This window comes from Pseudomonas sp. 86_A (assembly GCF_017491705.1).
Taxonomy (GTDB): domain Bacteria; phylum Pseudomonadota; class Gammaproteobacteria; order Pseudomonadales; family Pseudomonadaceae; genus Aquipseudomonas; species Aquipseudomonas koreensis.
The window spans coordinates 463,717-489,851 of sequence record NZ_JAFGYS010000002.1 but is presented as its reverse complement, the minus strand read 5'-3'; the positions used below and the strand labels follow the sequence as shown (position 1 = coordinate 489,851).

At 58.8% G+C, this 26,135-nt stretch carries 20 protein-coding genes and 1 rRNA gene; 13 read left to right on the top strand and 8 right to left on the bottom strand.

Annotated elements, in window-relative coordinates; all coding sequences use genetic code 11:
- Positions 1–143: 143 nt before the first annotated feature.
- The 7 genes from rrf (at position 144) to J5M57_RS05520 (ending at position 12,108) form a co-directional block, all read left to right on the top strand.
- Positions 144–259, top strand: a 5S ribosomal RNA gene (gene rrf, locus J5M57_RS05550).
- Between the two features lie 154 nt (positions 260–413).
- A complete protein-coding gene (gene recC, locus J5M57_RS05545) occupies positions 414–3,866 on the top strand; it encodes an exodeoxyribonuclease V subunit gamma (RefSeq protein ID WP_207847817.1) in 3,453 nt (1,150 codons plus the stop codon).
- Complete coding sequence (gene recB, locus J5M57_RS05540; RefSeq protein WP_207847816.1) at positions 3,863–7,552, top strand: exodeoxyribonuclease V subunit beta; 3,690 nt, start codon at positions 3,863–3,865, stop codon at positions 7,550–7,552. The genes recC and recB overlap by 4 nt, the downstream gene beginning before the upstream one ends.
- Complete coding sequence (gene recD / locus J5M57_RS05535) at positions 7,549–9,648, top strand: exodeoxyribonuclease V subunit alpha (protein ID WP_207847815.1); 2,100 nt, start codon at positions 7,549–7,551, stop codon at positions 9,646–9,648. The genes recB and recD overlap by 4 nt, the downstream gene beginning before the upstream one ends.
- 119 nt (positions 9,649–9,767) lie before the next feature.
- Positions 9,768–10,343, top strand: coding sequence for a YfiR family protein (locus tag J5M57_RS05530; protein WP_083367086.1), 576 nt, complete (start codon positions 9,768–9,770; stop codon positions 10,341–10,343).
- Positions 10,340–11,608 carry a diguanylate cyclase gene (locus J5M57_RS05525; RefSeq protein ID WP_064585852.1) on the top strand — a complete coding sequence of 423 codons (1,269 nt, stop codon included), beginning with the start codon at positions 10,340–10,342 and terminating at the stop codon, positions 11,606–11,608. Before J5M57_RS05530 ends, J5M57_RS05525 begins: the two co-directional genes overlap by 4 nt.
- A gap of 44 nt (positions 11,609–11,652) precedes the next feature.
- Positions 11,653–12,108 (top strand): OmpA family protein, encoded by a 456-nt coding sequence (locus tag J5M57_RS05520; RefSeq protein WP_207847835.1) that lies wholly within the window; start codon positions 11,653–11,655, stop codon positions 12,106–12,108.
- On the opposite strand, the gene J5M57_RS05515 is transcribed toward J5M57_RS05520, so the two are convergent.
- The gene (locus J5M57_RS05515; protein ID WP_122607508.1) at positions 12,105–13,052 is read right to left on the bottom strand and encodes a LysR family transcriptional regulator; all 948 of its coding nucleotides are present in this window, start codon (positions 13,050–13,052) and stop codon (positions 12,105–12,107) included. The two genes, J5M57_RS05520 and J5M57_RS05515, sit on opposite strands and share 4 nt — an antisense overlap.
- 149 nt (positions 13,053–13,201) lie before the next feature.
- Here J5M57_RS05515 and J5M57_RS05510 point away from each other — a divergent pair, with 149 nt between their 5' ends.
- A complete protein-coding gene (locus J5M57_RS05510; RefSeq protein ID WP_169843021.1) occupies positions 13,202–14,728 on the top strand; it encodes a CoA-acylating methylmalonate-semialdehyde dehydrogenase in 1,527 nt (508 codons plus the stop codon).
- 9 nt (positions 14,729–14,737) lie between these two features.
- Positions 14,738–15,625 carry a 3-hydroxyisobutyrate dehydrogenase gene (gene mmsB, locus J5M57_RS05505; RefSeq protein ID WP_207847814.1) on the top strand — a complete coding sequence of 296 codons (888 nt, stop codon included), beginning with the start codon at positions 14,738–14,740 and terminating at the stop codon, positions 15,623–15,625.
- Positions 15,626–15,690: 65 nt separating this feature from the next.
- Here mmsB and J5M57_RS05500 read toward each other — a convergent pair whose 3' ends face one another.
- From J5M57_RS05500 to J5M57_RS05475, 6 genes are all read right to left on the bottom strand, one after another.
- Entirely contained in the window at positions 15,691–16,458 is a 768-nt protein-coding gene (locus tag J5M57_RS05500) for an HNH endonuclease domain-containing protein (RefSeq protein ID WP_207847813.1), read from the bottom strand.
- A gap of 6 nt (positions 16,459–16,464) precedes the next feature.
- Positions 16,465–18,882 (bottom strand): AAA family ATPase, encoded by a 2,418-nt coding sequence (locus J5M57_RS05495; protein ID WP_207847812.1) that lies wholly within the window; start codon positions 18,880–18,882, stop codon positions 16,465–16,467.
- A gap of 328 nt (positions 18,883–19,210) precedes the next feature.
- On the bottom strand, positions 19,211–19,561 hold the full coding sequence (locus tag J5M57_RS05490; RefSeq protein WP_207847811.1) for a cupin domain-containing protein: 351 nt from the start codon (positions 19,559–19,561) through the stop codon (positions 19,211–19,213).
- Positions 19,562–19,674: 113 nt separating this feature from the next.
- Positions 19,675–20,046 (bottom strand): MerR family transcriptional regulator, encoded by a 372-nt coding sequence (locus J5M57_RS05485; RefSeq protein ID WP_083367082.1) that lies wholly within the window; start codon positions 20,044–20,046, stop codon positions 19,675–19,677.
- Between the two features lie 47 nt (positions 20,047–20,093).
- Positions 20,094–20,669, bottom strand: coding sequence for an NAD(P)H-dependent oxidoreductase (locus J5M57_RS05480; RefSeq protein WP_207847810.1), 576 nt, complete (start codon positions 20,667–20,669; stop codon positions 20,094–20,096).
- Between the two features lie 44 nt (positions 20,670–20,713).
- Positions 20,714–21,595 (bottom strand): LysR substrate-binding domain-containing protein, encoded by an 882-nt coding sequence (locus J5M57_RS05475; RefSeq protein WP_207847809.1) that lies wholly within the window; start codon positions 21,593–21,595, stop codon positions 20,714–20,716.
- 227 nt (positions 21,596–21,822) lie between these two features.
- Between J5M57_RS05475 and J5M57_RS05470 the strand changes: the two genes are divergently transcribed.
- The gene (locus tag J5M57_RS05470) at positions 21,823–22,587 is read left to right on the top strand and encodes a sulfite exporter TauE/SafE family protein (protein ID WP_207847808.1); all 765 of its coding nucleotides are present in this window, start codon (positions 21,823–21,825) and stop codon (positions 22,585–22,587) included.
- Here the strand turns inward: J5M57_RS05470 and J5M57_RS05465 are convergent.
- Positions 22,577–22,891: a putative quinol monooxygenase gene (locus J5M57_RS05465; RefSeq protein ID WP_207847807.1), complete on the bottom strand. Its 315-nt coding sequence runs from the start codon at positions 22,889–22,891 to the stop codon at positions 22,577–22,579. The two genes, J5M57_RS05470 and J5M57_RS05465, sit on opposite strands and share 11 nt — an antisense overlap.
- Before the next feature lie 181 nt (positions 22,892–23,072).
- On the opposite strand from J5M57_RS05465, the gene J5M57_RS05460 reads away from it, so the two are divergent.
- The 3 genes from J5M57_RS05460 (at position 23,073) to J5M57_RS05450 (ending at position 25,733) form a co-directional block, all read left to right on the top strand.
- Positions 23,073–23,663 carry an NAD(P)H-dependent oxidoreductase gene (locus J5M57_RS05460; protein ID WP_207847806.1) on the top strand — a complete coding sequence of 197 codons (591 nt, stop codon included), beginning with the start codon at positions 23,073–23,075 and terminating at the stop codon, positions 23,661–23,663.
- 161 nt (positions 23,664–23,824) lie between these two features.
- A complete protein-coding gene (locus J5M57_RS05455; RefSeq protein WP_083367076.1) occupies positions 23,825–24,736 on the top strand; it encodes a LysR family transcriptional regulator in 912 nt (303 codons plus the stop codon).
- Positions 24,737–24,839: 103 nt separating this feature from the next.
- The gene (locus J5M57_RS05450) at positions 24,840–25,733 is read left to right on the top strand and encodes an NAD-dependent epimerase/dehydratase family protein (RefSeq protein ID WP_169843030.1); all 894 of its coding nucleotides are present in this window, start codon (positions 24,840–24,842) and stop codon (positions 25,731–25,733) included.
- The last annotated feature ends 402 nt before the right edge of the window (positions 25,734–26,135 follow it).

Here is a 26,135-nt window from a genome sequence, read left to right as displayed (position 1 = left end):
AAGCAATTTGACTACTCGAAAGAGCATCAGATTGCGGTGTGTGAAGACGAAACGAACCGAAAGTTCGAGATTCACAAACACCTGTATCACATACCCAATTTGCTGAAGCGAGGCCAGTGTGCCGCGATTCAGTACCCGAATTTCTTGACGACCATAGAGCGTTGGAACCACCTGATCCCATCCCGAACTCAGAAGTGAAACGATGCATCGCCGATGGTAGTGTGGGGTTTCCCCATGTGAGAGTAGGTCATCGTCAAGATTAAATTCCGAAACCCCAATTGCGAAAGCAGTTGGGGTTTTGTTTTGCCCGCAGGAAAGTTCCTACGACATGCAGATGCCCCTTCCGGCTGTCACAGCCAGCCGACAGTGCTAAGGTTCTGCCCTGGCTTTTGTACTTTTCCAAGGAAGCTTTTATGCCGGACGCCTCGTCCCTCAACGCTGCATTCATGGTGGTCCAGAGCAATAGCCTGGACGAGCTGCGCAGCCTGGTGGTCAGCATCATGCGCCGCTACCCATTGGCGCCCTTGGAGAATGAAATCGCTCTGGTGCAGAGCAACGGTATCGCCCAATGGCTCAAACTGGCCCTGGCTGAAGACCCTGAAGAAGATGACCTCGGTGGCTGCGGAATAGCCGCGGCCATCGATGTGCAGCTCCCTGGCAGTTTCATGTGGCAGCTCTACCGTATGGTGTTAGGCCGAGACGAAACTCCGGCTACATCCCTGCTCGACAAAGCCCCGTTGACCTGGCGGCTGATGCGTCTGTTACCGCAGGTGATTGATCGCCCGCATTTCGAACCGCTGCAACGCTTCCTCACGCATGACACCGATTTGCGCAAGCGCTACCAGTTGTCTGAGCGCCTGGCGGACCTTTTCGACCAGTATCAAGTGTATCGGGCCGACTGGCTTGAAGATTGGGCCGACGGCCGGCATCAGTTACGCAATGTCAGAGGCGAGGCGAAGCCACTGCCCCCTGTCAGTTGCTGGCAGGCTGAACTGTGGCGTGCGCTGCTGGATGATGTGGGTGAGCAAGGCATGGCGCAGAGTCGAGCCGGCGTTCATCAGCGCTTTATCGAGCGCATAAACGCCCTTGAGCATGCACCAGCGGGGCTCCCCTCGCGAGTAATCGTGTTCGGCATATCGTCATTGCCGGCCCAAGTGCTTGAAGCGTTGGCCGGACTCGCGCGTTTCAGCCAGGTGCTGCTGTGCGTGCACAACCCGTGCAGACACCATTGGGCCGATATCGTCGCCGACAAGGATCTGCTGCGACATCAATACAAGCGTCAGAGTCGCAAGAGCGGAATGCCCGCCGTACTCGATCCTGATGCGTTGCATCAACACGCCCACCCGCTGCTCGCCGCGTGGGGCAAGCAAGGTCGTGACTACATCAACCTGCTCGACAGCTATGACGACCCCAACAGCTACCGCGCCGCCTTTCGTGACGGGCGCATCGACCTGTTCAGCGAAAACCAGCCGCAGAACCTGCTCAATCAACTTCAGGACGATATCCTTGAGTTGCGGCCACTCAACGAAACGCGTGAGCACTGGTCTGCTGTTGATCTCGAGCACGACGATTCCATACGGTTTCACGTTGCCCACAGTGCGCAACGCGAAGTGGAGATTCTCCACGATCAGTTACTCGCACGCTTCAGCGCCAATCCGGATCTGCGTCCACGCGATGTGATCGTGATGGTCCCGGACGTCGACAGCTATGCACCGCATATCCGGGCGGTATTTGGTCAAGTGGACCGACAAGACCCACGCTTTATCCCCTTCACCCTGGCCGACCAGGGTCAACGCGGTCGGGATCCGTTGCTGATTGCAGTCGAGCACCTGCTCAAACTGCCGGACAGTCGCTTCCCGGTCAGTGAGATCCTCGACCTGCTCGACGTTCCTGCATTACGCGCCCGTTTTGGCGTGCAAGAGCGTGATCTGCCAACGCTGCACCGCTGGATCGAAGGCGCGGGTGTGCGTTGGGGAATGAACGCCGAGCAGCGTGCCGGTCTGGGTTTACCGGATGAGCTGGAGCAGAACAGCTGGCATTTCGGCTTGCGGCGAATGTTACTGGGGTACGCTGTCGGCAGCTCCAGCGCCTGCGCGGGCATCGAGCCTTATGATGAGATTGGCGGATTGGATGCTGCGTTGATCGGGCCGTTGGTGGCCTTGCTCGACGCATTGGAACTGGCCCACCACGAGCTCACTCAGGCTGCTCAACCCAAGGTGTGGGGGCAGCGTCTGCAAGTCCTGATGCAGTTATTTTTCAAGGCCAGTAACGAGCACGACGATTATCTGCTGACGCAACTTGAAGAGCTGCGCGAGACCTGGCTGCAGACCTGTGAGTCTGTAGGGCTGGTAGATGAGCTGCCGTTGACGGTGGTTCGCGAAGCCTGGCTCGCGGGATTGGATCAGGGCCGTCTGTCCCAGCGTTTTCTTGCCGGCGCAGTAAACTTTTGCACGTTGATGCCCATGCGGGCGATCCCGTTCAAACTTGTCTGTTTGCTGGGGATGAACGATGGCGACTACCCCCGAGCGCAACCGCCGCTGGACTTCGACCTCATGGGCAGTGATTACCGCCCAGGCGACCGGTCGCGGCGTGAGGATGATCGCTATCTGTTGCTCGAGGCGCTGCTGTCTGCACGGGATCAGCTTTACGTCAGTTGGGTTGGCCGCAGCATTCGCGACAACAGTGAGCGACCTGCTTCGGTACTGATTGGCCAGTTGCGCGACCACCTCGCCAGCGGCTGGCGGCTGCGCGATGAGCAGCAGGATCTGTTGAGCGCCATGACCGAGGAGCATCCACTGCAACCGTTCAGCTCGCGCTATTTCCATGAGGGCGATCAGCTCTTCAGCTATGCCCGTGAATGGCAGGTTCTGCACCAGAGCCATCAACCGCGACACGAGGCAGAGCTACTGGCGCCGCATGTTCAAGAAGAGCCATTGAGCCTGGCCTTGCTGCAGGACTTCCTGCGTAATCCGGTCCGGCACTTTTTTACCCAGCGACTCAAAGTCTATTTCGAGGCTGCCGAAGCGCCCCTGGCGGACGAAGAACCTTTCGTGCTGGATGCATTGCAGCGTTACACACTCAGCGACAGCCTGCTCGAAGCCGCACTCCGGCAGCCGGACAATATTGATCGGGCGCTTGAGGATCAGGCCCGGCGTCTGCAAAACAGTGGCCTGCTGCCCATGGCCGGTTTTGGTGAATGCCTGCAACGGGAGCTGATCGAGCCGTTGCCCGACTTGTTGCAACGGTATAAACAGCTATTGGCGTTGTGGCCAACGCCGGTAACCAGTGCGATCCCGGTCAACCTCGACTTGCAAGGCGTGCGTATTGAGGGCTGGCTCGCCGGTTTGCACCAGCGCGCCGACGGTGGCGTGTTGTCGGTCACGGCTATTCCCAACAGCATCGGTTCGATCAAAAGTCGAAAATGGCATCGGTTGACCAAGCCCTGGGTCAATCACCTCGTGGCCAGCGCCAGCGGACTCACGCTGACCACGGCGCTGGTGGCGAGTGACGATACGCTGCTGCTTGAGCCGATGGAGCAGGACCGAGCCATGCGCTTTCTTGGCGATCTGCTGCTCGCCTGGCAGGCCGGCATGCGCCAGCCGCTGCCGATCGCGGTCAAGACCGCTTTCGCCTGGCTTGCGCAGACTGAGCCGCTCAAGGCCGAAGCTGCTGCCAGAAAAACTTACGAAGGCGACGGCCAGAACAGCGAAGGCGAGCGCCGTGAAAGCCCTGCGCTGTCCCGCCAATTCGCCGACTTTGATGCATTGATTGCCGACGAAACATTCTCCGGTTGGTGCGACGCGTTGTATCGCCCTCTATATGAAGCGCCGTGGCGCTCCTTGACCAGCGAAGGGGCACGCGGATGACCACCAAGACACCTCTGGCCCTGGCGTTCCCGCTGCACGGCAGTCAGCTCATCGAAGCCAGTGCCGGGACGGGCAAGACCTTTACTATCTCGGCGCTTTATCTGCGGCTGATCCTCGGGCACGGCGGCGAATCGAACGGCTTCGGCCGGGAACTGCTGCCCCCGCAGATTCTCGTGGTGACCTTCACTGATGCCGCCACCAAGGAGCTGCGTGAACGTATCCGTACGCGGCTGGCTGAGGCCGCACGATTTTTCCGTGAAGAAACCCCCGCCCCGGATGGACTGATCGCCGAATTGCGCGAGCAGTTTGAGCCGGCACAATGGCCCGGTTGCGCCAATCGTCTGGACATCGCCGCGCAATGGATGGACGAAGCGGCCGTTTCCACTATCCACAGTTGGTGCCAGCGCATGTTGCGAGAACATGCCTTCGACAGTGGCAGCTTGTTTACCCAATCCCTGGAGACGGATCACAGCGATCTGCTTGGCGAAGTGCTGCGCGATTACTGGCGACTGTTCTGTTATCCGATGCAGGGCGATGCGCTGAACTGGGTTCGGAGTAACTGGGGTGGTCCGGCCGCGTTATTGCCACGGGTGCGCGGTCTGTTTGGCAGTGAGCGCGACAGCGATGAAGGCAAGGCCCCCGCAGAGTTGATCGACGAGTGCCTGCAGGAACGCCGCGCTGCGTTGCTCGAACTGAAGATGCCGTGGCGTCAGTGGGCAGATGAACTGCTGGTGATCTGTCATGAGGGCGTTGCGAGCAAAGCCGTTGATGGCCGCAAGATGCAGGCGCGCTACTTTGAACCCTGGTTCGAGAAGCTCAAGGCCTGGGCCGTAGACGAGACCATGGAGCAATTGGACATCGGTACCGGTTTCACCCGGCTGACGCCTGACGGCATGGCCGAAGCCTGGAAGGGCCAAGCACCGAGTCATCCGGGGCTGGATGCGATGCCGGGGCTCAAGTCGAGCCTCGACGCGCTGCCAACCCCCGATGCTGCGGTATTGCAGCACGCCGCGAGATGGGTGGGGGCACGCTTTGAGGAAGAGAAGCGTCGCCGTGCGGAAATGGGTTTCGATGACATGCTGTTGCGCCTCGATGCGGCGTTGCAATCCGACAGCGGCGAGCGCCTGGCGGCGGTGATCCGCGAGCAGTTTCCGGTGGCGCTGATTGATGAGTTTCAGGATACCGACCCGGTGCAGTACCGGATCTTCGAGAGCATCTATCGCATCGAAGACAACAGTCCGGACACTGGCCTGTTCCTGATCGGCGACCCCAAGCAGGCGATCTACGCGTTCCGTGGCGCCGATATCTACACCTACCTGCGTGCGCGTCAGGCTACCACCGGCCGCCTGCATACGCTGGGCACCAACTTCCGCTCCAGCCATGGCATGGTGAACGCGGTCAATCATGTATTCGAACGCGCCGAGTCTCGTGAGCAGGGACGCGGCGCGTTTTTGTTTCGGGAAAAGAACGGGGAAAACCCGGTTCCGTTCCTGCCGGTTGATTCGCAGGGACGCAAAGAGCGGCTGCAGATCGCCGGCCAGGATGTCGCGGCGCTGAATGTCTGGCACCTGCCGACGGACCAGCCGCTCTCAGGCGCGGTCTATCGCCAGCAGTTGGCGGCGGCCTGTGCCAGCGAAATCACCGCATTGCTCAACGGTGGGCAAAGCGGTGCAGCGGGGTTCGTTCAGGACGCAGAAGATTTCAGAGGCTTGCGGCCTTCCGATATCGCCATTCTGGTGCGCGATGGCAAAGAGGCTCAAGCCGTGCGCACAGAGCTCGCCGCCCGTGGGGTCCGCAGCGTGTATCTGTCGGACAAGGACTCGGTCTTCGCCGCTCAGGAAGCGCATGACTTGCTGTCTTGGCTCAAGGCCTGTGCCGAGCCGGATGTCGAGCGTTCGCTGAAGGCCGCACTGGCCTGCATTACCCTGAATTTACCGTTGGCTGAGCTGGAGCGGCTGAATCAGGACGAGTTGGTCTGGGAAGCGCGCGTCATGCAGTTCCGGGGATATCGTGAGCTTTGGCGCAAGCAGGGTGTATTGCCGATGTTGCGACGCCTGCTGCACGACTTTCACTTGCCGCAGACCCTGATCGCCCGCAGTGATGGTGAACGGGTGCTGACCAACCTTTTGCACTTGTCGGAACTGATGCAGCAGGCCGCAGCGGAGCTCGATGGCGAGCAAGCGCTGATTCGACATCTGGCCGAGCTGCTGGCGTTGTCCGGTCAGGCCGGAGAAGAACAGATATTGCGTCTGGAGAGTGACGAGCAACTGGTCAAGGTGGTAACCATCCACAAGTCCAAAGGGCTTGAATATCCGTTGGTGTTCCTGCCCTTCATCTGCTCGGCAAAACCGGTGGACGGCAGCCGTTTGCCGCTGCATTACCACGACGCATCCGGCAAGGCTCAGGTGACGCTGAAACCGACTGCCGAGTTGATTGCCCTGGCGGACGATGAGCGTCTGGCCGAGGACCTTCGTCTGCTCTACGTCGCCCTGACACGCGCGCAACATGCCTGCTGGCTGGGTGTCACGGATCTCAAGCGCGGCAATAACAACAGTTCGGTGCTTCACCTTTCGGCGCTGGGTTACCTGCTGGGTGGTGGCGAAAAACTGGGTGAGTCAACCGGCCTGAGCCGTTGGCTGCTGGATCTGCAGCAGGACTGCGCGGCCATACACTTGGGTGACATGCCGCAAGCGACCGACGAGATTTATCGCCCCGAGCGCAATCAGGCGATCCTCAGTGCCACCTTGGTGCCCAAGCGCAAGGCCAGTGAGAACTGGTGGATTGCCTCTTACAGTGCCTTGCGCATCAGTGACGTGTTAAGTGTCGGCAGTGATGAGGCGCCGGACAGTCCACAAGCGCAAAAACTGTTTGATGATGAGCGCCTCGACCCGGATGCACCGCGCGAGATCGTCGCCGCAGGTGCCGATATCCACCGATTCCCCCGCGGCCCTAACCCGGGCACCTTTCTCCATGGTTTGCTGGAGTGGGCCGGCGACGAAGGTTTTGCCGTTTCCTTCGAGTCGCTCACGGATGCGATTGGTCGGCGCTGTAACCTGCGCGGCTGGGAGGGCTGGATCAACACCCTCAGTGAATGGTTGCACCATTTGCTCAAGTCGCCGCTGCCAACGGGTGGCGGGCAGCCTCCGGTCGTTCTCGAGCAACTGAAACAGTACCGTGTCGAGATGGAGTTCTGGTTCGCCAGTCACAAGGTCGATGTGCTCAAACTCGACGAGTGGGTGCGCCAATACACCCACAACGGTGTGGCTCGGGTGGCTGCCGAGCCGGTGCAACTGAACGGCATGTTCAAAGGCTTTATCGACCTGACCTTCGAACACGAGGGGCGGTACTACGTGGCCGACTACAAATCCAACTGGCTGGGCGTCGATGATGCGGCCTATACCGAGCAAGCCATGGAACGCTCGATCCTCGACAACCGTTACGACCTGCAATACGTGTTGTACCTGTTGGCGCTGCATCGGCAACTGAAGGCGCGGCTGCCCGATTACGATTACGACCGGCATGTCGGTGGTGCGTTGTATGTATTCCTGCGCGGGACCCGGTCAGACAGTCGCGGCGTGTATTTCGCGCGCCCGCCACGGGAGCTGATCGAACGACTGGATCGCCTGTTCCAGGGTAAGCCGGAACCCAAGAGCGAACCCGCCTGGGAACAGGGAGTCCTGTTATGAACCGTACCTTCGCCGACCTGTCATCGGCCAGCGACAAACCGTCGGGCCTGTCTCCGCTGACAAGTGCCGCCGATCTCCTGTTGTTGCTCGACCGTTGGGTTGAACGAAACTGGCTGCGTTCGCTGGACAAGGCCTTCGTCGGCTTTCTGCACGAGCTGGCACCAGAGTCCGATCCTCTGGTGCTGCTCGCGGCTGCGCTGACCAGCCATCAACTGGGTCACGGACATGTCTGCCTGGACCTGTTCGAAACCCTCAAGGCCCCGGATTTCGCGCTGTCTCTGCCACCCGAAGGCGATGCGCAGGGCGGCTTGTTGCTGCTGCCGTCGCAATTGCTTGAAACGCTGGATGGCGCCCATTGGTGCAAGGCGTTGGCGAGCAGTGCGCTGGTGGCACTGGCGGCAGACGCCAGCGACGCGGCACAACAGCGACCGTTGGTGCTGTCCGGCAAGCGTCTGTATCTGCGGCGCTACTGGGCGTATGAGCGCCGTATCGATGCGGCGTTACGCACGCGTCTGGCCCAAGGTGAAACGCCACCCGATGACTTGCCCCAGCGTCTCGACGAGTTGTTCGGCCCTGCCGGGGCGGAAGCGGTCATCGACTGGCAGAAACTCGCCTGCGCCCTTGCCACGCGCGGTGCCTTCAGCATCATCACCGGCGGTCCGGGGACCGGCAAGACCACCACGGTGGTGCGCCTGCTCGCGCTGCTCCAGGCGCCGGCGGTGGAGGCCGGCCAGCCGTTGCGCATTCGTCTGGCGGCACCGACCGGCAAGGCGGCGGCGCGGTTGACCGAGTCCATCAGTCAGCAAGTGCAGTCGCTGAAAGTCGCCGAAGCCGTGCGCGAGAAAATCCCGTGCGACGTGACCACCGTGCATCGACTGCTGGGCAGTCGTCCCGGCACCCGACACTTCCGTCACCATGCCGGTAACCGCTTGCCGCTGGATGTGCTGGTGGTCGATGAAGCTTCGATGATCGACCTGGAGATGATGGCCAACTTGCTTGATGCATTGCCGGCGCATGCGCGTCTGGTGCTGCTCGGCGACAAGGATCAACTCGCTTCGGTGGAGGCCGGGGCGGTGCTGGGTGATTTGTGTCGTGATGCCGAGGCAGGCTGGTACAACCCGCAGACCCGGCAGTGGCTGGAGTCGGTCAGTGCTGAGTCCTTGCGGGACAGTGGCCTGCAAGAGGATCGCGACGGTTCCCATCCGCTGGCTCAGCAACTGGTGATGTTGCGTCATTCCCGGCGTTTTGGTGAGGGCAGCGGCATCGGTCAGCTTGCGCGCCGGGTCAATCAGCAGTTGCCGGAGGAGGCGCGTCAGTTGCTGGCGGCCGGTCACTACGACGATGTGTTTTCACTGCCGCTCAAGGGCGAGCACGATCACAAGCTTGAGCGGCTGTTGCTTGAGGGCCATGGCGACGGTCCACAAGGCTATCGCCACTATCTAAACGTGCTGCGCCAACAACGTCCGCCGGCAGGCAGGCCGCTGGAGCATCCGGACTGGGTCAACTGGGCGCGGGATGTGCTGCAGGCGTTCGACACCTTCCAGTTGTTGTGTGCCGTGCGCAAGGGGCCTTGGGGCGTTGAAGGGCTGAATCTGCGGATCACCGAAGCCCTGCTCAAGGCGCGATTGATCGAGCATGACCAGCAATGGTACGAAGGCCGGCCAGTGTTGATGACCCGCAATGATTACGGTCTGGGCCTGATGAACGGCGATATCGGCATCGCCCTCAAGTTGCCCGAGCGCGAAGGCCCGGATGCCGGCAAACCGGTGCTGCGCGTCGCCTTTCCGCGTAACGATGGCCAGGGTGGCGTGCGTTTCGTGCTGCCGAGCCGGCTCAACGATGTGGAAACGGTGTACGCGATGACGGTGCACAAATCCCAGGGTTCGGAGTTCGCGCATACCGCGCTGATCCTGCCGGACGCGTTGAACCCGGTGTTGACCAAAGAATTGATCTATACCGGTATTACTCGGGCCAAGCACTGGTTTACCTTGATTGAACCCCGGGCGGGCGTGTTTGAAGAGGCGGTGCAGCGCAAGGTCAAGCGTCTGAGCGGACTGATGCTGGAACTGGAAGAGGGGACCGGGGCTCAGGGGTGAAAAGACCGGTGGTCGGCGGAGATTGCTGACCAACCGGTCAGAGGTCACTGTTTCGCGGGTGTTACTCCGCTGTGCTATCGTTGCGGCATCATTTCGGTACGATCCAAGAGAATCCCTGCATGAAGGTGGCTGTCTGGGCGACAGAGCGCGTAGTTGGCTGCAAGCAGGCGTTGCTTGTCGGACTGCTCTGGTTGCTGGCGGGCGTGGCTGTCGCCCAATCACCAACACCGGTCGGCATGGCCGAGCAACGGGCCAAATCGGTGACGCAAGTCGTCCTTGGCATTCTCAGTTACGCCCGCTGGCCGGTGGAACCGGCGCAACTGCGCCTGTGCATCGTCGGCCCCACCGAGTACACCGACGACCTGGTCAAAGGCACCACGCAAGCCACAGGGCGGCCGGTGACCGTGCGTCGTTTACTGGCTGACAACCCAGTGATCGTCAGTGAGTGCGACGCCGTCTACATCGGCAAGCTTACGGCGGATGAACGCAGTCGGCTGTTTGCTTCGTTGATCGGTCATCCGGTGCTGAGCATCAGCGAAGGTGGCGATCAGTGCACGGTCGGTAGCCTGTTCTGCCTGCGGGTCGGCGATGAGCAAGTCTCCTTCGAGGTCAATCTCGACTCCGTCGCTCGCAGTGGTGTACGCATCCATCCGAGCGTGCTGCAGTTGTCGCGCCGCAAACCGGCGGCACCATGAGCCTGTTTCGTTCGAAAATCCGCCCGACACTGGGCTCGGTCATCGGCCGTGGACATTTGATTGTCGCGCTGGTGGCCGTGGCGATGGCCAGCGTGTCGCTGACCCTGCTCGGGGTTCTCGCGCTGCGGGTCTACGCCGATCACAATCTGCAACTGATTGCGCGCTCGATCAGCTACACCGTGGAAGCGGCGGTGGTGTTCAACGACAAGGCCGCCGCTACCGAAGCGCTGGCCTTGATCGCGTCCACCGAAGAAGTGGCAGATGCCCAGGTCTTTGATGCGCGGGGCCAGTTGCTGGCGCGTTGGCAGCGACCGGAAAACGGGCTGTTCTCCGGGCTGGAAATGCAGATCGCTCGCGGCATTCTGGAAAAACCGATCAGCCTGTCGATCGTGCATCAGGACCGTGAAGTCGGCCACGTTCTGCTGGTCGGCCACGGTGGCAGCCTGATGCGCTTTTTGCTCAGCGGTCTGGCGGGGATCATCCTCTGTACCGCGATCAGTGCCTGGGTCGCGCTGTATCTGGCGCGCCGCCAGTTGCGCAGCATCACCGGCCCGCTTCGCAGCCTCGCGGCGGTGGCCCATGCCGCTCGCAGCGAGCGCGCGCTGGATCGACGCGTACCGCCAGCGCAGATCGCCGAGCTGGATAACCTCGGCAACGACTTCAATGCCCTGCTCGACGAACTCGAATCCTGGCAAACTCACCTGCAAAGCGAGAACGAAACCCTCGCCCATCAAGCCAGCCACGATAGCCTTACCGGCTTGCCGAACCGGGCGTTTTTCGAAGGTCGGTTGATTCGCGCGTTGCGCAATGCCGGCAAGCTCAACGAACGGGTCGCGGTGTTGTTTCTCGACAGCGACCGCTTCAAAGGCATCAATGACAACTTCGGCCACGCCGCCGGCGATGCGGTGCTGGTGGCGGTCGCCAATCGGGTGCGCGCGCAGCTGCGCGAAGAGGATCTGGTGGCACGGCTGGGCGGCGATGAGTTCGCCGTGCTGCTCGCGCCGCTGCACAAGATCGAAGACGCCGAGCGTATCGCAGACAAGATTCTTGCCAGCATGGACATGCCGATTGCACTGCCGGGCAATACCAGTGTGGTGACCTCGCTCAGTATCGGCATTGCGGTTTTTCCCGATCATGGCGTCACGCCAGGCGCCTTGCTCAACGCCGCCGACGCGGCGATGTACCAGGCCAAGCGCTTGTCGCGTGGCGCTCAATTCACTGCCGGGTCGGAGAACCCGGTCGTCAATTTTCAAACCAGGAGCTGATTCCCGTGTTCACATTTCCCGCTCGATTGTTTTCCGCCTTGCTGATGATTGCCGTATTGGCGTTGACCGGTTGCCAGACCGCACCGCAAAAAGGCCTGACCCCGGCGCAGATCGCCGTACTCAAACAACAGGGCTTCGAGCCGACCGACGAGGGCTGGGCGTTCGGCTTGTCGGGCAAAGTGCTGTTTGGCAGTGATGTCGAAAGCCTGAACTCGCAGAGCACCGATATCGTCGAACGCATCGGCAAGGCGCTGGTGGGGATCGGCATTGAGCGGGTGCGGGTCGACGGTCACACCGATGCATCCGGTAAAGAAACCTACAACCAGCAACTGTCGCTGCGTCGGGCCAAGAGCGTGGCCAAGGTGCTGACCACCGTCGGCATGAAGGAAGAGAACATCCAGTTGCGCGGACTGGGCAGCAGTGAGCCGGTGGCGTCCAACAACACCGCCGCAGGACGCACCGAAAATCGCCGGGTGTCGATTGTGGTCAGCGCCGATTAATCGGCGAACTGCATCTCCCGCGTCTGCCCCATCAGCAGACCCTGATTGCGCTCGGTCACCTCGCGGATGTAATCCCACAACAGGGTGATCCGTTTCAACTTGCGCAGGTCCTCCCGGCAGTACATCCAGAACTGCCGGGTGATGTCGATTTCCTCGGGCAATACCGGCAGCAGGCGCGGATCCTGCGCGGCGAGGAAGCACGGCAGAATCGCCAGTGAACGCCCTTGCTGCGCCGCGACGAATTGCGCGATCACGCTGGTGCTGCGCAGATGGGCGCTGGCGCCGGGCAGCACGTTCGCCAGGTACAGCAGCTCCGAGCTGAACGCCAGGTCATCCACATAACTGATGAATTGATGCTTGCCCAGATCGGCCGGGCGGCGGATCGGTGGGTGTTGGTCGAGGTAGTCCTGGGTGGCGTACAGCTGCAAACGGTAGTCACAGAGTTTGCAGCACACATACGGGCCGTGCTCCGGGCGTTCCAGGGCGATGACGATGTCGGCTTCGCGTTTGGACAGGCTGATGAAGTGCGGCAGCGGCAGGATGTCCACCGAGATCGCCGGGTAGGCGTCGACGAAATGGCTCAGCTGCGGGGTGATGAAAAAGCTGCCGAAGCCTTCGGTGCAGCCCATGCGCACATGCCCGGAGAGGGCCACGCCAGAACCCGAGACCTGCTCACACGCCATGTGCAGCGTGCTTTCAATCGACTCGGCATAACCGAGCAAACGCTGGCCTTCGGTGGTCAGCACGAAACCGCTGGTGCGCGACTTTTCGAACAGCAATGTGCCCAACGCGGCTTCCAGCGAACTGATGCGCCGCGACACCGTGGTGTAGTCGACGGCGAGCCGTTTGGCCGCGGTGCTGGCCTTGCGGGTGCGGGCGACTTCGAGGAAAAACTTCAGGTCGTCCCAGTTCAGCGACCCCAGGGAGGTGATGTTTTTTTGCATGATGGACGGGCTTATATGTGCGTTCTTATTAGAAGTTTGCACATCTATACTCCAAAAACAGTCCGACAACCAATTCGTGACACACGCCTCATCTCGAGGCGAACCTTTCGCCTTGGCTCCTACGATAAAAACAAGTTTCGGAGACCAGCATGAACGCATCGCTTACGCCCAACGAAACCACGGTCCAGAAGGTCAAGCTGCTGATCGACGGCGAGTGGGTCGAATCGCAGACCACCGAGTGGCACGACATCGTCAACCCGGCGACCCAGCAAGTGCTGGCCAAGGTACCGTTCGCCACGGCCGCTGAAGTCGATGCCGCGATCAGTGCCGCACACCGCGCCTTCCAGACCTGGAAGCTGACCCCGATCGGCGCGCGGATGCGCATCATGCTCAAGCTGCAGGCGCTGATCCGCGAGCACTCCAAACGCATCGCCGTGGTGCTGAGCGCCGAGCAGGGCAAGACCATTGCCGACGCCGAGGGCGACATTTTCCGTGGCCTGGAAGTGGTCGAGCACGCCTGCTCCATCGGCACCCTGCAAATGGGCGAGTTCGCCGAAAACGTGGCGGGCGGCGTCGATACCTACACCCTGCGCCAGCCAATCGGCGTGTGTGCCGGCATTACGCCGTTCAACTTCCCGGCGATGATTCCGCTGTGGATGTTCCCGATGGCCATCGCCTGCGGCAACACCTTCGTCTTGAAGCCTTCGGAGCAGGACCCGCTGTCGACCATGCTGCTGGTGGAACTGGCGATCGAGGCCGGGGTTCCGGCGGGCGTGCTCAACGTGGTGCACGGTGGCAAGGACGTGGTTGATGGCCTGTGCACCCACAAGGACATCAAAGCCGTGTCGTTCGTCGGTTCGACTGCGGTCGGCACCCATGTCTATGACTTGGCGGGCAAGCATGGCAAACGCGTGCAATCGATGATGGGCGCGAAGAATCACGCCGTGGTGCTGCCGGACGCCAATCGCGAGCAAGCGTTGAATGCGCTGGTCGGCGCCGGTTTCGGTGCGGCCGGTCAGCGCTGCATGGCCACCTCGGTGGTGGTGCTGGTTGGTGCGGCGAAACAATGGCTGCCGGATCTGAAAGCGCTGGCGCAAAAACTCAAGGTCAACTCCGGCAGCGAGCCGGGCACCGATGTTGGCCCGGTGATCTCGAAGAAAGCCAAGGCGCGGATTCTCGATCTGATCGAAAGCGGCATCAAGGAGGGCGCCAAGCTTGAACTCGATGGGCGCGACATCAAAGTGCCGGGTTACGAGCAGGGCAACTTCGTCGGCCCGACCCTGTTCTCGGGTGTGACGACTGACATGCAGATCTACACCCAGGAAATCTTCGGCCCGGTGCTGGTGGTGCTGGAAGTCGACACCCTCGACCAGGCCATTGCGCTGGTCAACGCCAACCCGTTCGGCAACGGCACAGGCCTGTTCACCCAGAGCGGTGCGGCGGCGCGCAAATTCCAGACGGAAATCGACGTCGGCCAGGTCGGCATCAACATCCCGATTCCGGTGCCCGTGCCGTTCTTCAGCTTCACCGGTTCGCGTGGTTCGAAACTCGGCGACCTCGGCCCGTACGGCAAGCAAGTGGTGCAGTTCTACACCCAGACCAAAACGGTCACGGCGCGCTGGTTCGATGACGACAGCGTCAACGACGGCGTGAACACCACCATCAACCTGCGCTGAGGAACGGCCATGAAAATCGCATTTATCGGTCTGGGCAACATGGGCGCGCCGATGGCGCGCAACCTGATCAAGGCCGGCCACTCGCTGAACCTGGTGGACCTGAACAAGACTGTGCTGGCGGAATTGGCGCAACTGGGCGGCAGCATCCGCGCCTCGGCCCGTGAAGCGGCCGAAGACGCTGAACTGGTGATCACCATGCTCCCGGCGGCGGTGCATGTGCGCAGCGTCTGGCTGGGTGAGGACGGTGTGCTGGCCGGCATTCGCCAGGGTGTGCCGGCAGTGGATTGCAGCACCATCGATCCACAGACCGCCCGTGATGTCGCGGCCGCAGCGGCCAAGCAAGGCGTGGCGATGGCGGATGCACCGGTCTCCGGCGGCACCGGTGGCGCGACCGCCGGCACGCTGACCTTTATGGTCGGCGCGACACCCGAGCTGTTCGCCACCCTGCAACCGGTGCTGGCGCAGATGGGCCGCAACATCGTGCATTGCGGTGAAGTCGGCACCGGGCAAATCGCCAAGATCTGCAACAACCTGCTGCTGGCGATCTCGATGGTCGGCGTCAGTGAAGCGATGGCGCTGGGCGATGCGCTGGGGATCGACACCACAGTGCTGGCCGGGATCATCAACAGCTCGACCGGGCGTTGCTGGAGTTCGGAAATGTACAACCCGTGGCCGGGCATCGTTGAAACAGCTCCAGCCTCGCGTGGTTACAGCGGCGGCTTCGGGGCCGAACTGATGCTCAAGGATTTAGGGCTGGCAACCGAAGCGGCGCGTCAGGCGCACCAGCCGGTGGTGCTCGGCGCGGTGGCGCAGCAGTTGTATCAGGCGATGAGCCAGCGTGGGGACGGCGGGAAAGACTTCTCGGCGATCATCAACAGCTATCGAAAACTCGAATAGTTATTTCAGATCAGGAGTCATGCGTAAAGCAAGGCTCCTGAGAATCTGAGTGCGATATTGTGCCGTTAAATACTTTCTTCTAAAGAATCATTCAGAGTATTTATAAACCTGGAGACGGATGTCAGATTCAGGTCCTCTGCCTTGTCTAAGAAACTGTCGAGTTTTATCAGCGCTGGCGCAATTACTGGGTTGGTGGTGCATAGTGCCTCTTTTGCAGATATGAAACGCAGCAAATTTAAGCATAAGTGCTTGCCCTGAGGTGTTATTCCTCTGTAAATCGAAAAAGCCGTTCCATTGGTTTCAATTCTAAAAAATCTGACATGGCTGTTGTATTCGTGGAAGCGAGGGTGGAAGAAGTCCTCAAAATCCGTAGGCCGGGGGTACGCGAGATCTGTGGGGCTAATATTTCCCCAAGCATGATCACCTTTTTTGCGATTACAGTCGGCACAACAAATACTGAGATTCCAATAGTAAAGTGAAAATTGTGGAAAGGTTTGTCTTGGTAAAATATGCTCGATGGGTTTTGCAGATCCATGGCTCAAAAGTAGCCTTCGGCAATAGCAACAACGGTGCTCTTGCTGTGGACTCAGGAAGTCACGGAATGCGGACTTGATACCTGCCCCATTCAAAGCAGATACGCCTTTTATTTTGGGAGTTGTATAGGCGGACAAAGCCGGCCACTTATCAGCTTTATTTTTTTTTGAGTCTTTCGCCCAGTTTGTTAAAAGTTCTACGGTCTTGGATATGTGCTTTTTAGTGGCGTGCGATTTTTTTAAGTAGCTCTGGACTTCTTGTCTACGTGCATCTCGGCAGAGTAGCTCGGCTTTTAGCATGCCCTATTAAACCTCCAATTCGTTGAGGCGAGACAATTCCTGGATCGCTAATTTTGCCGAGGCGACGAGTGTTATTTGTGAGTGTGCTGAATAGCTCTTGGCAGGCTCCATTAGCTTTATTATTTTTATGATGTCGTCTAGTTCGGCGATGGCTGAAGAAAATACATCATTGAGTGGGTTTCTGCTGTTGGCTTGTTCTATAGCGTTGGAAACCAGTTGGGCGCAGCGCTCGGGGATTTTCCTGTTGTTTGGTGTGTGTGTTTTAAAATTATCAAAGAGAACACCCTCGACCGTCTTTTTTGATTCTATGGGGAGTAATTCCAGTTTCTGTTTTTGTGCGACAAAGCAAAAATCTTGGGGGTAGTTGGCACTCGCTATCAGTAATGGCGAGTGTGTCGCAACGACAAAGTCACATTTGAAAGAAGTTGAAATTTTTTCGAGTATAAAAGGTATCGAGTTCTGCCAGCTTACGTGCAGGCTAATTTCGGGTTCGTCAATAAGGAATATAATGTCTTTTTGTGCGTAACTTAAAACCTTTACAATTAAGCTCAAAATTTGCTGTTCGCCTGAGCTCAACTCTAAAAATGGAGTTACCTGGTTGTCGTCTGTCTCTCGCATTAATCCAAGCGTATGGCGCGGACTGGAATAAGTGAATACATCGGCATTGTCAATGGGGTCTGAGCTCAGGGGGAGAAGTATCGGTTCACGACCTTTTACTACTGTTTGCTTGTGCGGTCCGATCAAGTAGTAGTTTCCGGAAAACCCCAGTTCGCTTAGGATGCTGCTGAAGCAAATAAGCTTTTCTTTGTTGCAAAAAATTCCCTTGATGAGTTTGGCTAAGTTTGATGAAGACGAGCTTGTCGATTTGCTTCTGTTTTTTGCGCCAGCGTAGATGAATGCTGGGTATCTGTAGGGCGGAGTTTTTTCCAGTGGAAATCTGTCAACCATGGCGAATGCTATTCCAACTGATCGTAGTTTAAGCTTGCACAGTTCTTCGACTAGATCGAAAAGTAACAAGCTTTTACCTTCCCCATTGTTTCCTATGACATAGATTCTTTTGTTGTTGTTTGTTTTTTCCAGAAGTTTCTCTACAACTGGAGCAGGGTTGATCTTGGAAAGTATCTTGCTTTCTTTGTCGAGATCGCCAATATGGGATTTCGCAGCGAGTTTGTAGTCGTTATTCCTTATTTCATCTATTTCTACCTCTTTGCAAAGGCCGGGGATGTTTTTATACCCATCGCCGAACTCTCTTTCGAAAATATTGGATGCGATCTTGCTTGAGCGACCTGGTTGGTTTTCAAAGTGGTAAGCACCGCCCTGAGGCCATAGCTCTAGCGCCCAAGATTTTATAATTTCAGCAGAGAACTCCATGTAGCTAAAGTTCTCGCTCTTGTCTAGGCTGCGGAGTGCGGTAGCATCTATAAAAAGTATGGAGTTTCGGTGGTGGTGGGTTTTGTGGGATGTGACAAGTGCGGTTACCAATATCTGCTTTCCAGCTCGATTGAAACTGCTGAACTCGACAACTGCCAGAATTTTTCTACCATCAATCAATCGTTGGCGTAGGTCTCGAGTTATGCCTGGCTTTGTACAGTCAGTCCTAGGGACGATAGTGACAGCGATATCGTAGGAGGTTTTTTTAGTTATTTTTATTAAAGTTTCCAGCGCTGATTTCGGATGTTGGTCAGAAAAAATAAGAGACGAGCCTGTAAGCGGCGCAAAAGGGGGGTCGATAAGTACAAATTGCTTCTGTGGCGAGAAAATACCCGACAGACTCTGTGTGGTTGTTTTTATATCGAAAGTTGAATATTTCAGATGTAAGTAAAATGCGGGCGAAGTATTGGTTTTTATGATGTCATAGGATTTTGATTCTAAGGACATGAAGTTGCTGCCGGCAGAGCGAAAGAAAAGATCTCCAGCAGTGGGATTGACTTCTGAGATGTAGTCGAATCCAGCTGTAAGTGGAGCTGCAAGATCCGCGGTAAGCGCAGAGTGTTTTCGGATTGCTAGTCCTTCAAATTCAATGGCTATAGAAATTCCATAATCTAAAGTGTGGCGTATGAATTCATAGGGTAATTGTGCTACTTCGCTTTTTAGTTTGGTGAGCGTCTCTGGTCTGATTAGATCAGGAAGGTTTGCTTTGTAGTTGCAGTCGGGGAAGAACTCCTCAAGAGATTCAAGGAACTCCATCAGCGCTGGATATATGCTTTCGGGGTGGCACTCGTCAAGTTTTGAAGCGGCTATTGCATAGCGATCGTAGGTGAGTTCTTCCGATTGTGCATAATTATGGCGCACGGAGATCATTTTGGCCGACAGCAGAGGCAGTGTCAGCCGTAATATATCAATTGAATCGCGATTGTTGTTTTCAAGTGAGACGTTCAGTGACTTCCAGAATTTAATTGCGTTTTCTACTCGGAGATCTAGCATGTTTCAATCCGTTGAACGATAGGGAGGTATCAAACAGCTGCAGCTGGATAGTTCAGCTTCTAAAAATAGAAAGCGTAGATTATCTGACGATTGCCTCTTCTCCTAGGGCGGGAAGTGGCGATAAGGATTCTTTTCAAGCGATGTCCGTGGAGGAAAATTGTACCGTTGAGGGAGGGGGACGTAATTGTGGGGGGATTATGCTAAACGTAAGTGTCATCTGCTTCCATTGCATTGAGCGCCGGAGGAGGGTAGAAGCGAACCAAATGTATTTCAGCCAATTTGGTTCGCGATTAATTTGTCGGATTTTGAAGTCGGGAAGTACCGTTTTTTAGGCGAAGACGAAATATTTGCGCACGGTCTCGACCACTTCCCACGTGCCTTTCATCCCCGGTTCAACCACGAAGATATCGCCGGCGCGCAGATGGATCGGCGCCATGCCGTCCGGGGTGATGATGCAATAGCCTTCCTGGAAGTGGCAGTACTCCCACTTCACATAATCGACCCGCCACTTGCCTGGGGTGCAGATCCAGGTGCCCATGATCTTGCTGCTGTCTTCGCTGGTGTAGGCATTGAGGTTGACGGTGTGCGGGTCACCTTCGAGTTTTTCCCATTTGCAGGCGTCGAGAACCGGCAGCGGGTGGGTGTCGCGCAAAACGGTGATGGGGGCGGTCGCGGTCATGAGAACTCCGGGCAGTGGGCGGATGGCAAAGAAACCAACTCGCACCCTATAGCGCCCGATTGCCGCTCAGTTGTCTGTGCTCGACATCGAGCTGCTCAGAAACGCGCAAACCGTCATAGATTCTCCAGCGGGCATTCGGCCCGCGCCCGTTCAAGATCGATTTCGAAGCCTTCCAGCTGCGCGTATTGCCGCGTCAGCTCAGCGATGCTGCTGTTGATCTCGCGTTTTTTTGCCTCGATGGCCTGTTGTGCCAGATCCCACGGCATGGCTTGACCATGATGCGCGGCGAATAGTGTCTGCAATTCCCGCAGCCGGAAGCCCATCTCTTTTGCGCATTTGATGAAGATCAGCAGTTCGATGCTTTGCTGGTCGTAGAGGCGGTATTTCCCCAGGCGCCGTGGCTTGGGCAGCAGACCGATCGCCTCGTAGTGACGAATGCTTTTGATGGTGGTGCCGGCACGTTGCGCGGCTTGGCCGATGTACATAAAAGTCCTTTTTCAATGTGAAACCCTGCGGCGCATTATCGGCAGACTCAGCCGCGGGCGATAGCGTGCGCCTGTTGCAGCCAGCGCTGGCGCTGTCTATCACTGGAGTCAAGCAGCGGGCCGAAGGTCAGCGTGCGCAGGGGTTTGATACCACAGAACTGCAGGGTGGTCTTGCGCACCTGATGGAGTCCCGGCATGCGGTAGATCCAGCGGTAATACCAGGAGGGTGTGTCCATCGTCACCAGCAAATGCGCGGTGCGTCCCTTGAGCAATTGATCGGGGAACGCTTTGCCTTTTCGGTATTTGAAGGCGAATCCCGGCAGCAGTACGCGATCAAAAAAACCTTTGAGCAGCGCCGGAATACCGCCCCACCAGATCGGGTAGACCAGCACCAGATGTTCGGCCCAGAGGATGTCGGATTGCGCGCGGCTCAAGTCTTCTTCCAGCGCTTGAGCCTGTTGATAACCCTGGCGCAGCACCGGGTCGAAAGCCATTTCCCCCAGACGCAACTGACGCACCTGGTGTCCGGCATCAAGCGCCGATTGTGCATAGCGCTCGGCGAGTGCGGCGCAGAAACTCGACGCGCCGGGATGGCCGAGAATCAGCAGAATGCGTTTGCCCATGGTCATGCTCCTTGCCGTTGAACGCCAAGCATGAAGTCTGCCCCTCAGGGGAGAGTCAAGGCTTTCAGCAAGGCTTTGGCATAACCGGGCAGGGTGCTGAAATCCCGAGCGCAGAGCATCAGGGTGCGACGCGCCCATGGCTCATTGAGGGCAAGGCTCTTGAAGGTGCGCGGCGTCGCGCGTTCGATGGCGGCCACCGGCACGATGGCGAGGCCGGCGCCTCGGGCGACCATGCGCAGCACCCCGTCGAAACCGTCGGCGCGGATGCGTACCTGCATGCGCGAGCCGCTGTGCAGCGCCTGTTCTTCGAGGTAGATCGCCAGTGCGCTGTCGGTGCTCAGACCGACGAAATCATGCTGCAGGGCGTCGCTGAAGCTGACTTCGGCGGCGTCGACCAGTGGATGCCCGAGCGGCACGATCAGCCGCAACGGGTCGTCGCGAAACCGCTGGGTCTGCAGATCGGTGGTGTCCACTGCATCGGAAACGATGCCGATATCGGCTGCGCCCTGGCGCAAGGCATGGGTGATGCGCGCACTGGGCAATTCCTGCAGGTCGATGTCGAGGTTGGGATGCTCGCGCAGAAAGTCTGCGAGCACTTCCGGCAGGTATTCGGTGATGGCCGTGGTGTTGCACAACAGCCGCACCTGACCTTTGACGCCCTGGGCGTACTCGGCCAGATCCTGCTGCATGCGCTCGGCCTGTTGCAGGAGGAGGCGCGCGTGTTGCGCCAATGCTTTGCCGGCCGGGGTCGGCGTGACGCCACGGCGGCCGCGTACAAGAAACTCGCTACCGAGCGAGGCTTCCATCGCGCGGATTCTTGCGCTGGCAGCAGCGAGGGATAAATGGCTGCGCACGGCACCGGCGGTGATGTTGCCGCTGTCGAGGATGTGCAGGTAGAGGCGCAGGTCGGTGAGGTCGAAGTGCATGGGGCAGCCTCTGGTTTTTGTGGTGTCTGGGCGGCCCCTATCGCTGGCAAGCCAGCTCCCACAGGATTTGTATTGTGCACAAATCCTGTGATCCACACTGAAACCAAGCTGGCTTGCCAGCGATGAGGCCAGAAGTCTTGATCAAATACGTAGCCTTCTGCATTGGCAGAGGCAGCCTCAGTATATGGCAGATTTTCAGCCCTCCGACCAAGGCGCACAGTAGCGCCATGAACACACTTCTCGATTTCTACCAGAACCTCGGCCTGGCCTTGTCATTGCTGGTCCTCGCCACGTTCATCATGGCCGGCCTGATCAAAGGCGTGATCGGCCTCGGCCTGCCTACGGTCGCGATGGGCCTGCTCGGTCTGGCTATGGCGCCGTCGCAGGCTGCGGCATTGCTGATCATTCCGGCGACGCTGACCAACGTCTGGCAACTGGCATTCGGCGGGCATTTGAGAGGGTTGCTCAAACGCCAGTGGCCGATGTTGCTGATGATCTTCCTCGGCACCGGTATTGGCACAGGGTTGATCGGCATGACGGGCGGGCATTGGGTGGTGCGCGGGCTGGGCGCGGCGTTGTTGCTGTATGCGTTGAGCGGCTTGTTGCTGCCGACGCTGCAGGTCAATCCTCGGCATGAGCCGTGGCTCGGCCCGGTGTGCGGGGTGGTCACGGGCGTCATCACATCGGCCACCGGGGTGTTCGTGATCCCCGCCGTGCCTTACTTGCAGGCGCTGGGTTTGAACCGTGATGAACTGGTGCAGGCGCTGGGCCTGTCGTTCACGGTCTCGACCCTGGCGCTGGCCGGCGGCTTGTTCTGGCGCGGTGCGCTGGGCGCGGCTGAGATGAACGCCTCGCTGCTGGCGCTGATCCCGGCGCTGTTGGGCATGTGGCTCGGCCAATGGCTGCGCCAGCGGATCAGCGCCGGGCTGTTCAAGCGCGTGTTTTTTCTCGGACTGGGCGCGCTCGGCGCCCATCTGCTGATCAGCGGTTAGCTGACGACGCGCTGAGCATCTCGATCGGGCGGATATCGAAATCACGCTCCAGGTACGTCATGCGGTTGTCGAAAAACTCGCGCATGTGCGGCAGGTTCGAGTGCACGTCCAGGTGCGCCTGGCTTTCCCAGATCTCGTAGAAGATGAACAGCGTCGGGTCCTGCTTGTCGCGCAGCATGTGGTACTCGATGCAGCCGGGTTCGGCGCGGCTCGGCTCGACATAGGCGCGAAACAGCGCTTCGAAGGCCTCGGCTTTTTCCGGGCGGGTCTTGGCGTGCAGGATGAAACCGTGGCGTTCACTCATCAAAACAACTCCTCAAATGCTGATGGCCGCAAATGCTATTGCAACAATCGGCATTCGATTCGTGCTTTTTGATCAAATGTATTTTGCGCCGACGTGGCTTATTCCACGCGAGATGGGTGGTTAACCTGCCGCCATTCGTTTTCCCATCTTTCTCCAGCCCATGGCTGCGCGAGGCGTTCTCATGAAAAAAGTGTTGTTGCTCAATGGCGGCAAAAAATTTGCTCACTCCGACGGTCGTTACAACGCCACGCTGCACGAAACCGCGCTGAGCGTGCTGGATCGCGGCGGCCTGGATGTCAAAACCACGTTCATCGACGAGGGCTACGATGTCGCTGAAGAAGTCGCCAAGTTCCTTTGGGCCGACGTGATCATTTATCAGATGCCGGGCTGGTGGATGGGCGCGCCATGGACCGTGAAAAAATACCTCGACGAAGTCTTCACCGAAGGCCACTGCAGCCTCTATGCCAGCGATGGTCGCACCCGTTCCGACGCGTCGCAAAAGTACGGCAGCGGCGGCCTGATTCAGGGCAAGCAATACATGCTGTCGCTGACCTGGAACGCGCCGCAGCAGGCGTTCGATGATCCCACCGATTTCTTCGAAGCCAAAGGCGTGGACGCGGTGTACTTCCCGTTTCACAAGGCCAACCAGTTTTTGGGCATGACTGCTTTGCCAACGTTCCTCTGTGTGGACGTGATGAAGCGGCCGAACATCGAGAATGATGTGGCGCGGTATGAGCAGCATTTGAAAGAGGTGTTCGCTCTCAAGGCTTGAGTGAATCAAGCTACTATCGAATAGCTTGGCCAAATCCTGTGGCGAGGGAGCTTGCTCCCGCTGGACTGCGCAGCAGTCCCAAAGCGCTTGCGACCGCTGCGCGCTCGAGCGGGAGCAAGCTCCCTCGCCACAATGAATGTGCATTCGATTAGAGAGTTTCCGTGAAAGCCAGATCCGATGAGTTGCAGATTTTCGTCTGCGTGATCGAGTGCGGTTCGATTTCCGCTGCCGCCGAGCAGGTCGGGCAGACGCCGTCGGCAGTCAGCCGCACGTTGTCGCGGCTGGAAGCCAAGCTCGATACCACGCTGATCAACCGCACCACGCGGCGCATGGACCTGACCGAAGAGGGCAAGTATTTCTTCGAGCAGGCCAAGCTGATTCTCGATCAGATGGATGCCCTCGAAGAACGTCTGTCCTCACGCCAGCAAACCCCGTCTGGACGCCTGCGAATCAATGCCGCGTCGCCCTTCATGCTGCACGCCATCGTGCCCTACATCGACGAGTTTCGCGGTCTGTACCCGGACATCCAGCTCGAACTCAACAGCAATGACCTGATCATTGACCTGCTGGAACAAAGCACCGACGTCGCCATCCGCATCGGCACCCTGGCCGACTCGACGTTGCATGCGCGGTCGTTGGGTTGCAGTCCGTTGCTGATCGTCGCCAGTCCGGCCTATCTGGAGAGGCGCGGAGCGCCGCAGCAAGTGGCGGACTTGAGCGAACACACTCTGCTCGGCTTCACCCACAACGAAGGCCTCAACCAGTGGCCGCTGCGTTACGTGCACGGTGACCGCTGGCCGATCACCCCGGCGATCAGTGCTTCCAGCGGCGAGACCGTGCGCCATCTGGCGCTGGAGGGCCAGGGCATTGCCTGCCTGTCGCACTTCATGACCATCGACGACATTCGCGCCGGGCGCCTCAAGGTGCTGCTGGCGGAATTCAACAGCGGTTATCGCCAGCCGATCAACGCCGTGTACTACCGTAACTCGCAACTGGCGCTGCGCATTCAGTGCTTCCTCGATTTCATCCAGAGCAAACTCGCGGCCTACGCCAGCGCCGACTTCAAGGGCTGATTCGTGATCCCTGGGCAACAGTGAATTGGGCGAGGGCGGGTTTTTCCATCGGGGTGACCGGTCGATACTCGCTGCATCAATTACTCACGCAGGGAGTTTCTCCATGAACGTATTCATCACCGGCGCCGCCGGTTTTATCGGCGGTTCCATCGCCACCGGTCTGGTTCAGGCCGGCCACCACGTCACGGGCCTGGTGCGCAGCGCCGAACAGGCCGATGAGCTGAAAGCACTGGGCATCACCCCGGTGATCGGCACCCTCGAAGACAGCGCGTTGCTGGCCGGGCAGGCTCGCGCCGCTGACGCCGTGATCAACGCCGCCAGCAGCGACCATCGCGGAGCGGTCGAAGCGTTGCTCGACGCCTTGCGCGGGTCGAACAAAGTGTTCCTGCACACCAGCGGATCGAGCATCGTCGGCGATGCGTCGGGAGGAAAATCCAGCGACGTCATCTACTTCGAAGACCACCTGCCGGCACCCACCGTCGACAAGGCGGCCCGCGTGGCGATCGACAATCTGATCCTCGCGGCAGCGAAGGACGGGGTGAACTCGGCAGTGATCTGCAACACCCTGATCTACGGCCACAGCCTGGGTGTGCAGCGCGACAGCGTGCAATTGCCGCGACTGTTGAAGCAGGCGCGCAAGAGCGGTGTGGTGCGTCATGTCGGCACCGGGCAGAACATCTGGTCCAACGTGCACATCGAAGACGTCGTCGCCCTCTACCTGCTGGCGCTGACCAGGAACGTGCCGGGCACCTTCTACTTTGTCGAAAGCGGCGAAGCGTCGTTCATCGACATGACCACCGCCATGGCCCAGGCCCTCAATCTCGGCCAGCCACAAGACTGGCCATTGAAAGACGCCGAGGCCGAGTGGGGCTATGAAATGGCCAACTACGGCCTCGGCTCCAACAGCCGGGTACGCGGCAAACACGCCCGCGAACTGCTGGGCTGGGCGCCGAAGCGTACGTCGGTGGTGGAATGGATTCGTAACGAAATGGTTTGAATCCTGCCGCACCGCATCAAGCCCTTCGCGAGCAGGCTTGCTCCCACAAATAGAACGCATTCTGGCTGAAGGAATGCAATCAACCTGTGGGAGCGAGCCTGCTGGCGAAAGCGCTGGATCAAACAACAGAAAAGTTGAATGGCACGCCGTCATCGCCCGTTTTTTTTGTCCCGGTAAACCCCCGCAAATACGCCGCATGCCAGTGGAATTTAATTTTTAGCAGGGCCTTCGCCGGGCGCTCGGGAAATAACCGACTAGGCTGCTACCCCGGTGAAACGAAGGCGGCTGCGATGCCTGTCGCCCTCGACGTGTTGCAGGCATGAGGCCTGTTCAGCACGGCACCGCCCCTGGAGTTTTCTGGCAAAAGGAATTTGCGATGGCAGCACACATTGATGCCTTCTT

What these genes read in the sequence shown, in the direction of transcription:
- recD (WP_207847815.1), top strand. Translation starts at nt 7,549, where the DNA reads ATGAACCGTACCTTCGCCGACCTGTCATCGGCCAGCGACAAACCGTCG.
- J5M57_RS05460 (WP_207847806.1), top strand. Translation starts at nt 23,073, where the DNA reads ATGAAAAAAGTGTTGTTGCTCAATGGCGGCAAAAAATTTGCTCACTCC.
- J5M57_RS05495 (WP_207847812.1), bottom strand. Translation starts at nt 18,882, where the DNA reads ATGCTAGATCTCCGAGTAGAAAACGCAATTAAATTCTGGAAGTCACTG.
- J5M57_RS05510 (WP_169843021.1), top strand. Translation starts at nt 13,202, where the DNA reads ATGAACGCATCGCTTACGCCCAACGAAACCACGGTCCAGAAGGTCAAG.
- J5M57_RS05515 (WP_122607508.1), bottom strand. Translation starts at nt 13,052, where the DNA reads ATGCAAAAAAACATCACCTCCCTGGGGTCGCTGAACTGGGACGACCTG.
- J5M57_RS05450 (WP_169843030.1), top strand. Translation starts at nt 24,840, where the DNA reads ATGAACGTATTCATCACCGGCGCCGCCGGTTTTATCGGCGGTTCCATC.
- J5M57_RS05530 (WP_083367086.1), top strand. Translation starts at nt 9,768, where the DNA reads ATGAAGGTGGCTGTCTGGGCGACAGAGCGCGTAGTTGGCTGCAAGCAG.
- J5M57_RS05480 (WP_207847810.1), bottom strand. Translation starts at nt 20,669, where the DNA reads ATGGGCAAACGCATTCTGCTGATTCTCGGCCATCCCGGCGCGTCGAGT.
- J5M57_RS05485 (WP_083367082.1), bottom strand. Translation starts at nt 20,046, where the DNA reads ATGTACATCGGCCAAGCCGCGCAACGTGCCGGCACCACCATCAAAAGC.
- J5M57_RS05500 (WP_207847813.1), bottom strand. Translation starts at nt 16,458, where the DNA reads ATGCTAAAAGCCGAGCTACTCTGCCGAGATGCACGTAGACAAGAAGTC.
- J5M57_RS05475 (WP_207847809.1), bottom strand. Translation starts at nt 21,595, where the DNA reads ATGCACTTCGACCTCACCGACCTGCGCCTCTACCTGCACATCCTCGAC.
- recC (WP_207847817.1), top strand. Translation starts at nt 414, where the DNA reads ATGCCGGACGCCTCGTCCCTCAACGCTGCATTCATGGTGGTCCAGAGC.
- J5M57_RS05490 (WP_207847811.1), bottom strand. Translation starts at nt 19,561, where the DNA reads ATGACCGCGACCGCCCCCATCACCGTTTTGCGCGACACCCACCCGCTG.
- J5M57_RS05470 (WP_207847808.1), top strand. Translation starts at nt 21,823, where the DNA reads ATGAACACACTTCTCGATTTCTACCAGAACCTCGGCCTGGCCTTGTCA.
- J5M57_RS05525 (WP_064585852.1), top strand. Translation starts at nt 10,340, where the DNA reads ATGAGCCTGTTTCGTTCGAAAATCCGCCCGACACTGGGCTCGGTCATC.
- recB (WP_207847816.1), top strand. Translation starts at nt 3,863, where the DNA reads ATGACCACCAAGACACCTCTGGCCCTGGCGTTCCCGCTGCACGGCAGT.
- J5M57_RS05465 (WP_207847807.1), bottom strand. Translation starts at nt 22,891, where the DNA reads ATGAGTGAACGCCACGGTTTCATCCTGCACGCCAAGACCCGCCCGGAA.
- J5M57_RS05520 (WP_207847835.1), top strand. Translation starts at nt 11,653, where the DNA reads ATGATTGCCGTATTGGCGTTGACCGGTTGCCAGACCGCACCGCAAAAA.
- mmsB (WP_207847814.1), top strand. Translation starts at nt 14,738, where the DNA reads ATGAAAATCGCATTTATCGGTCTGGGCAACATGGGCGCGCCGATGGCG.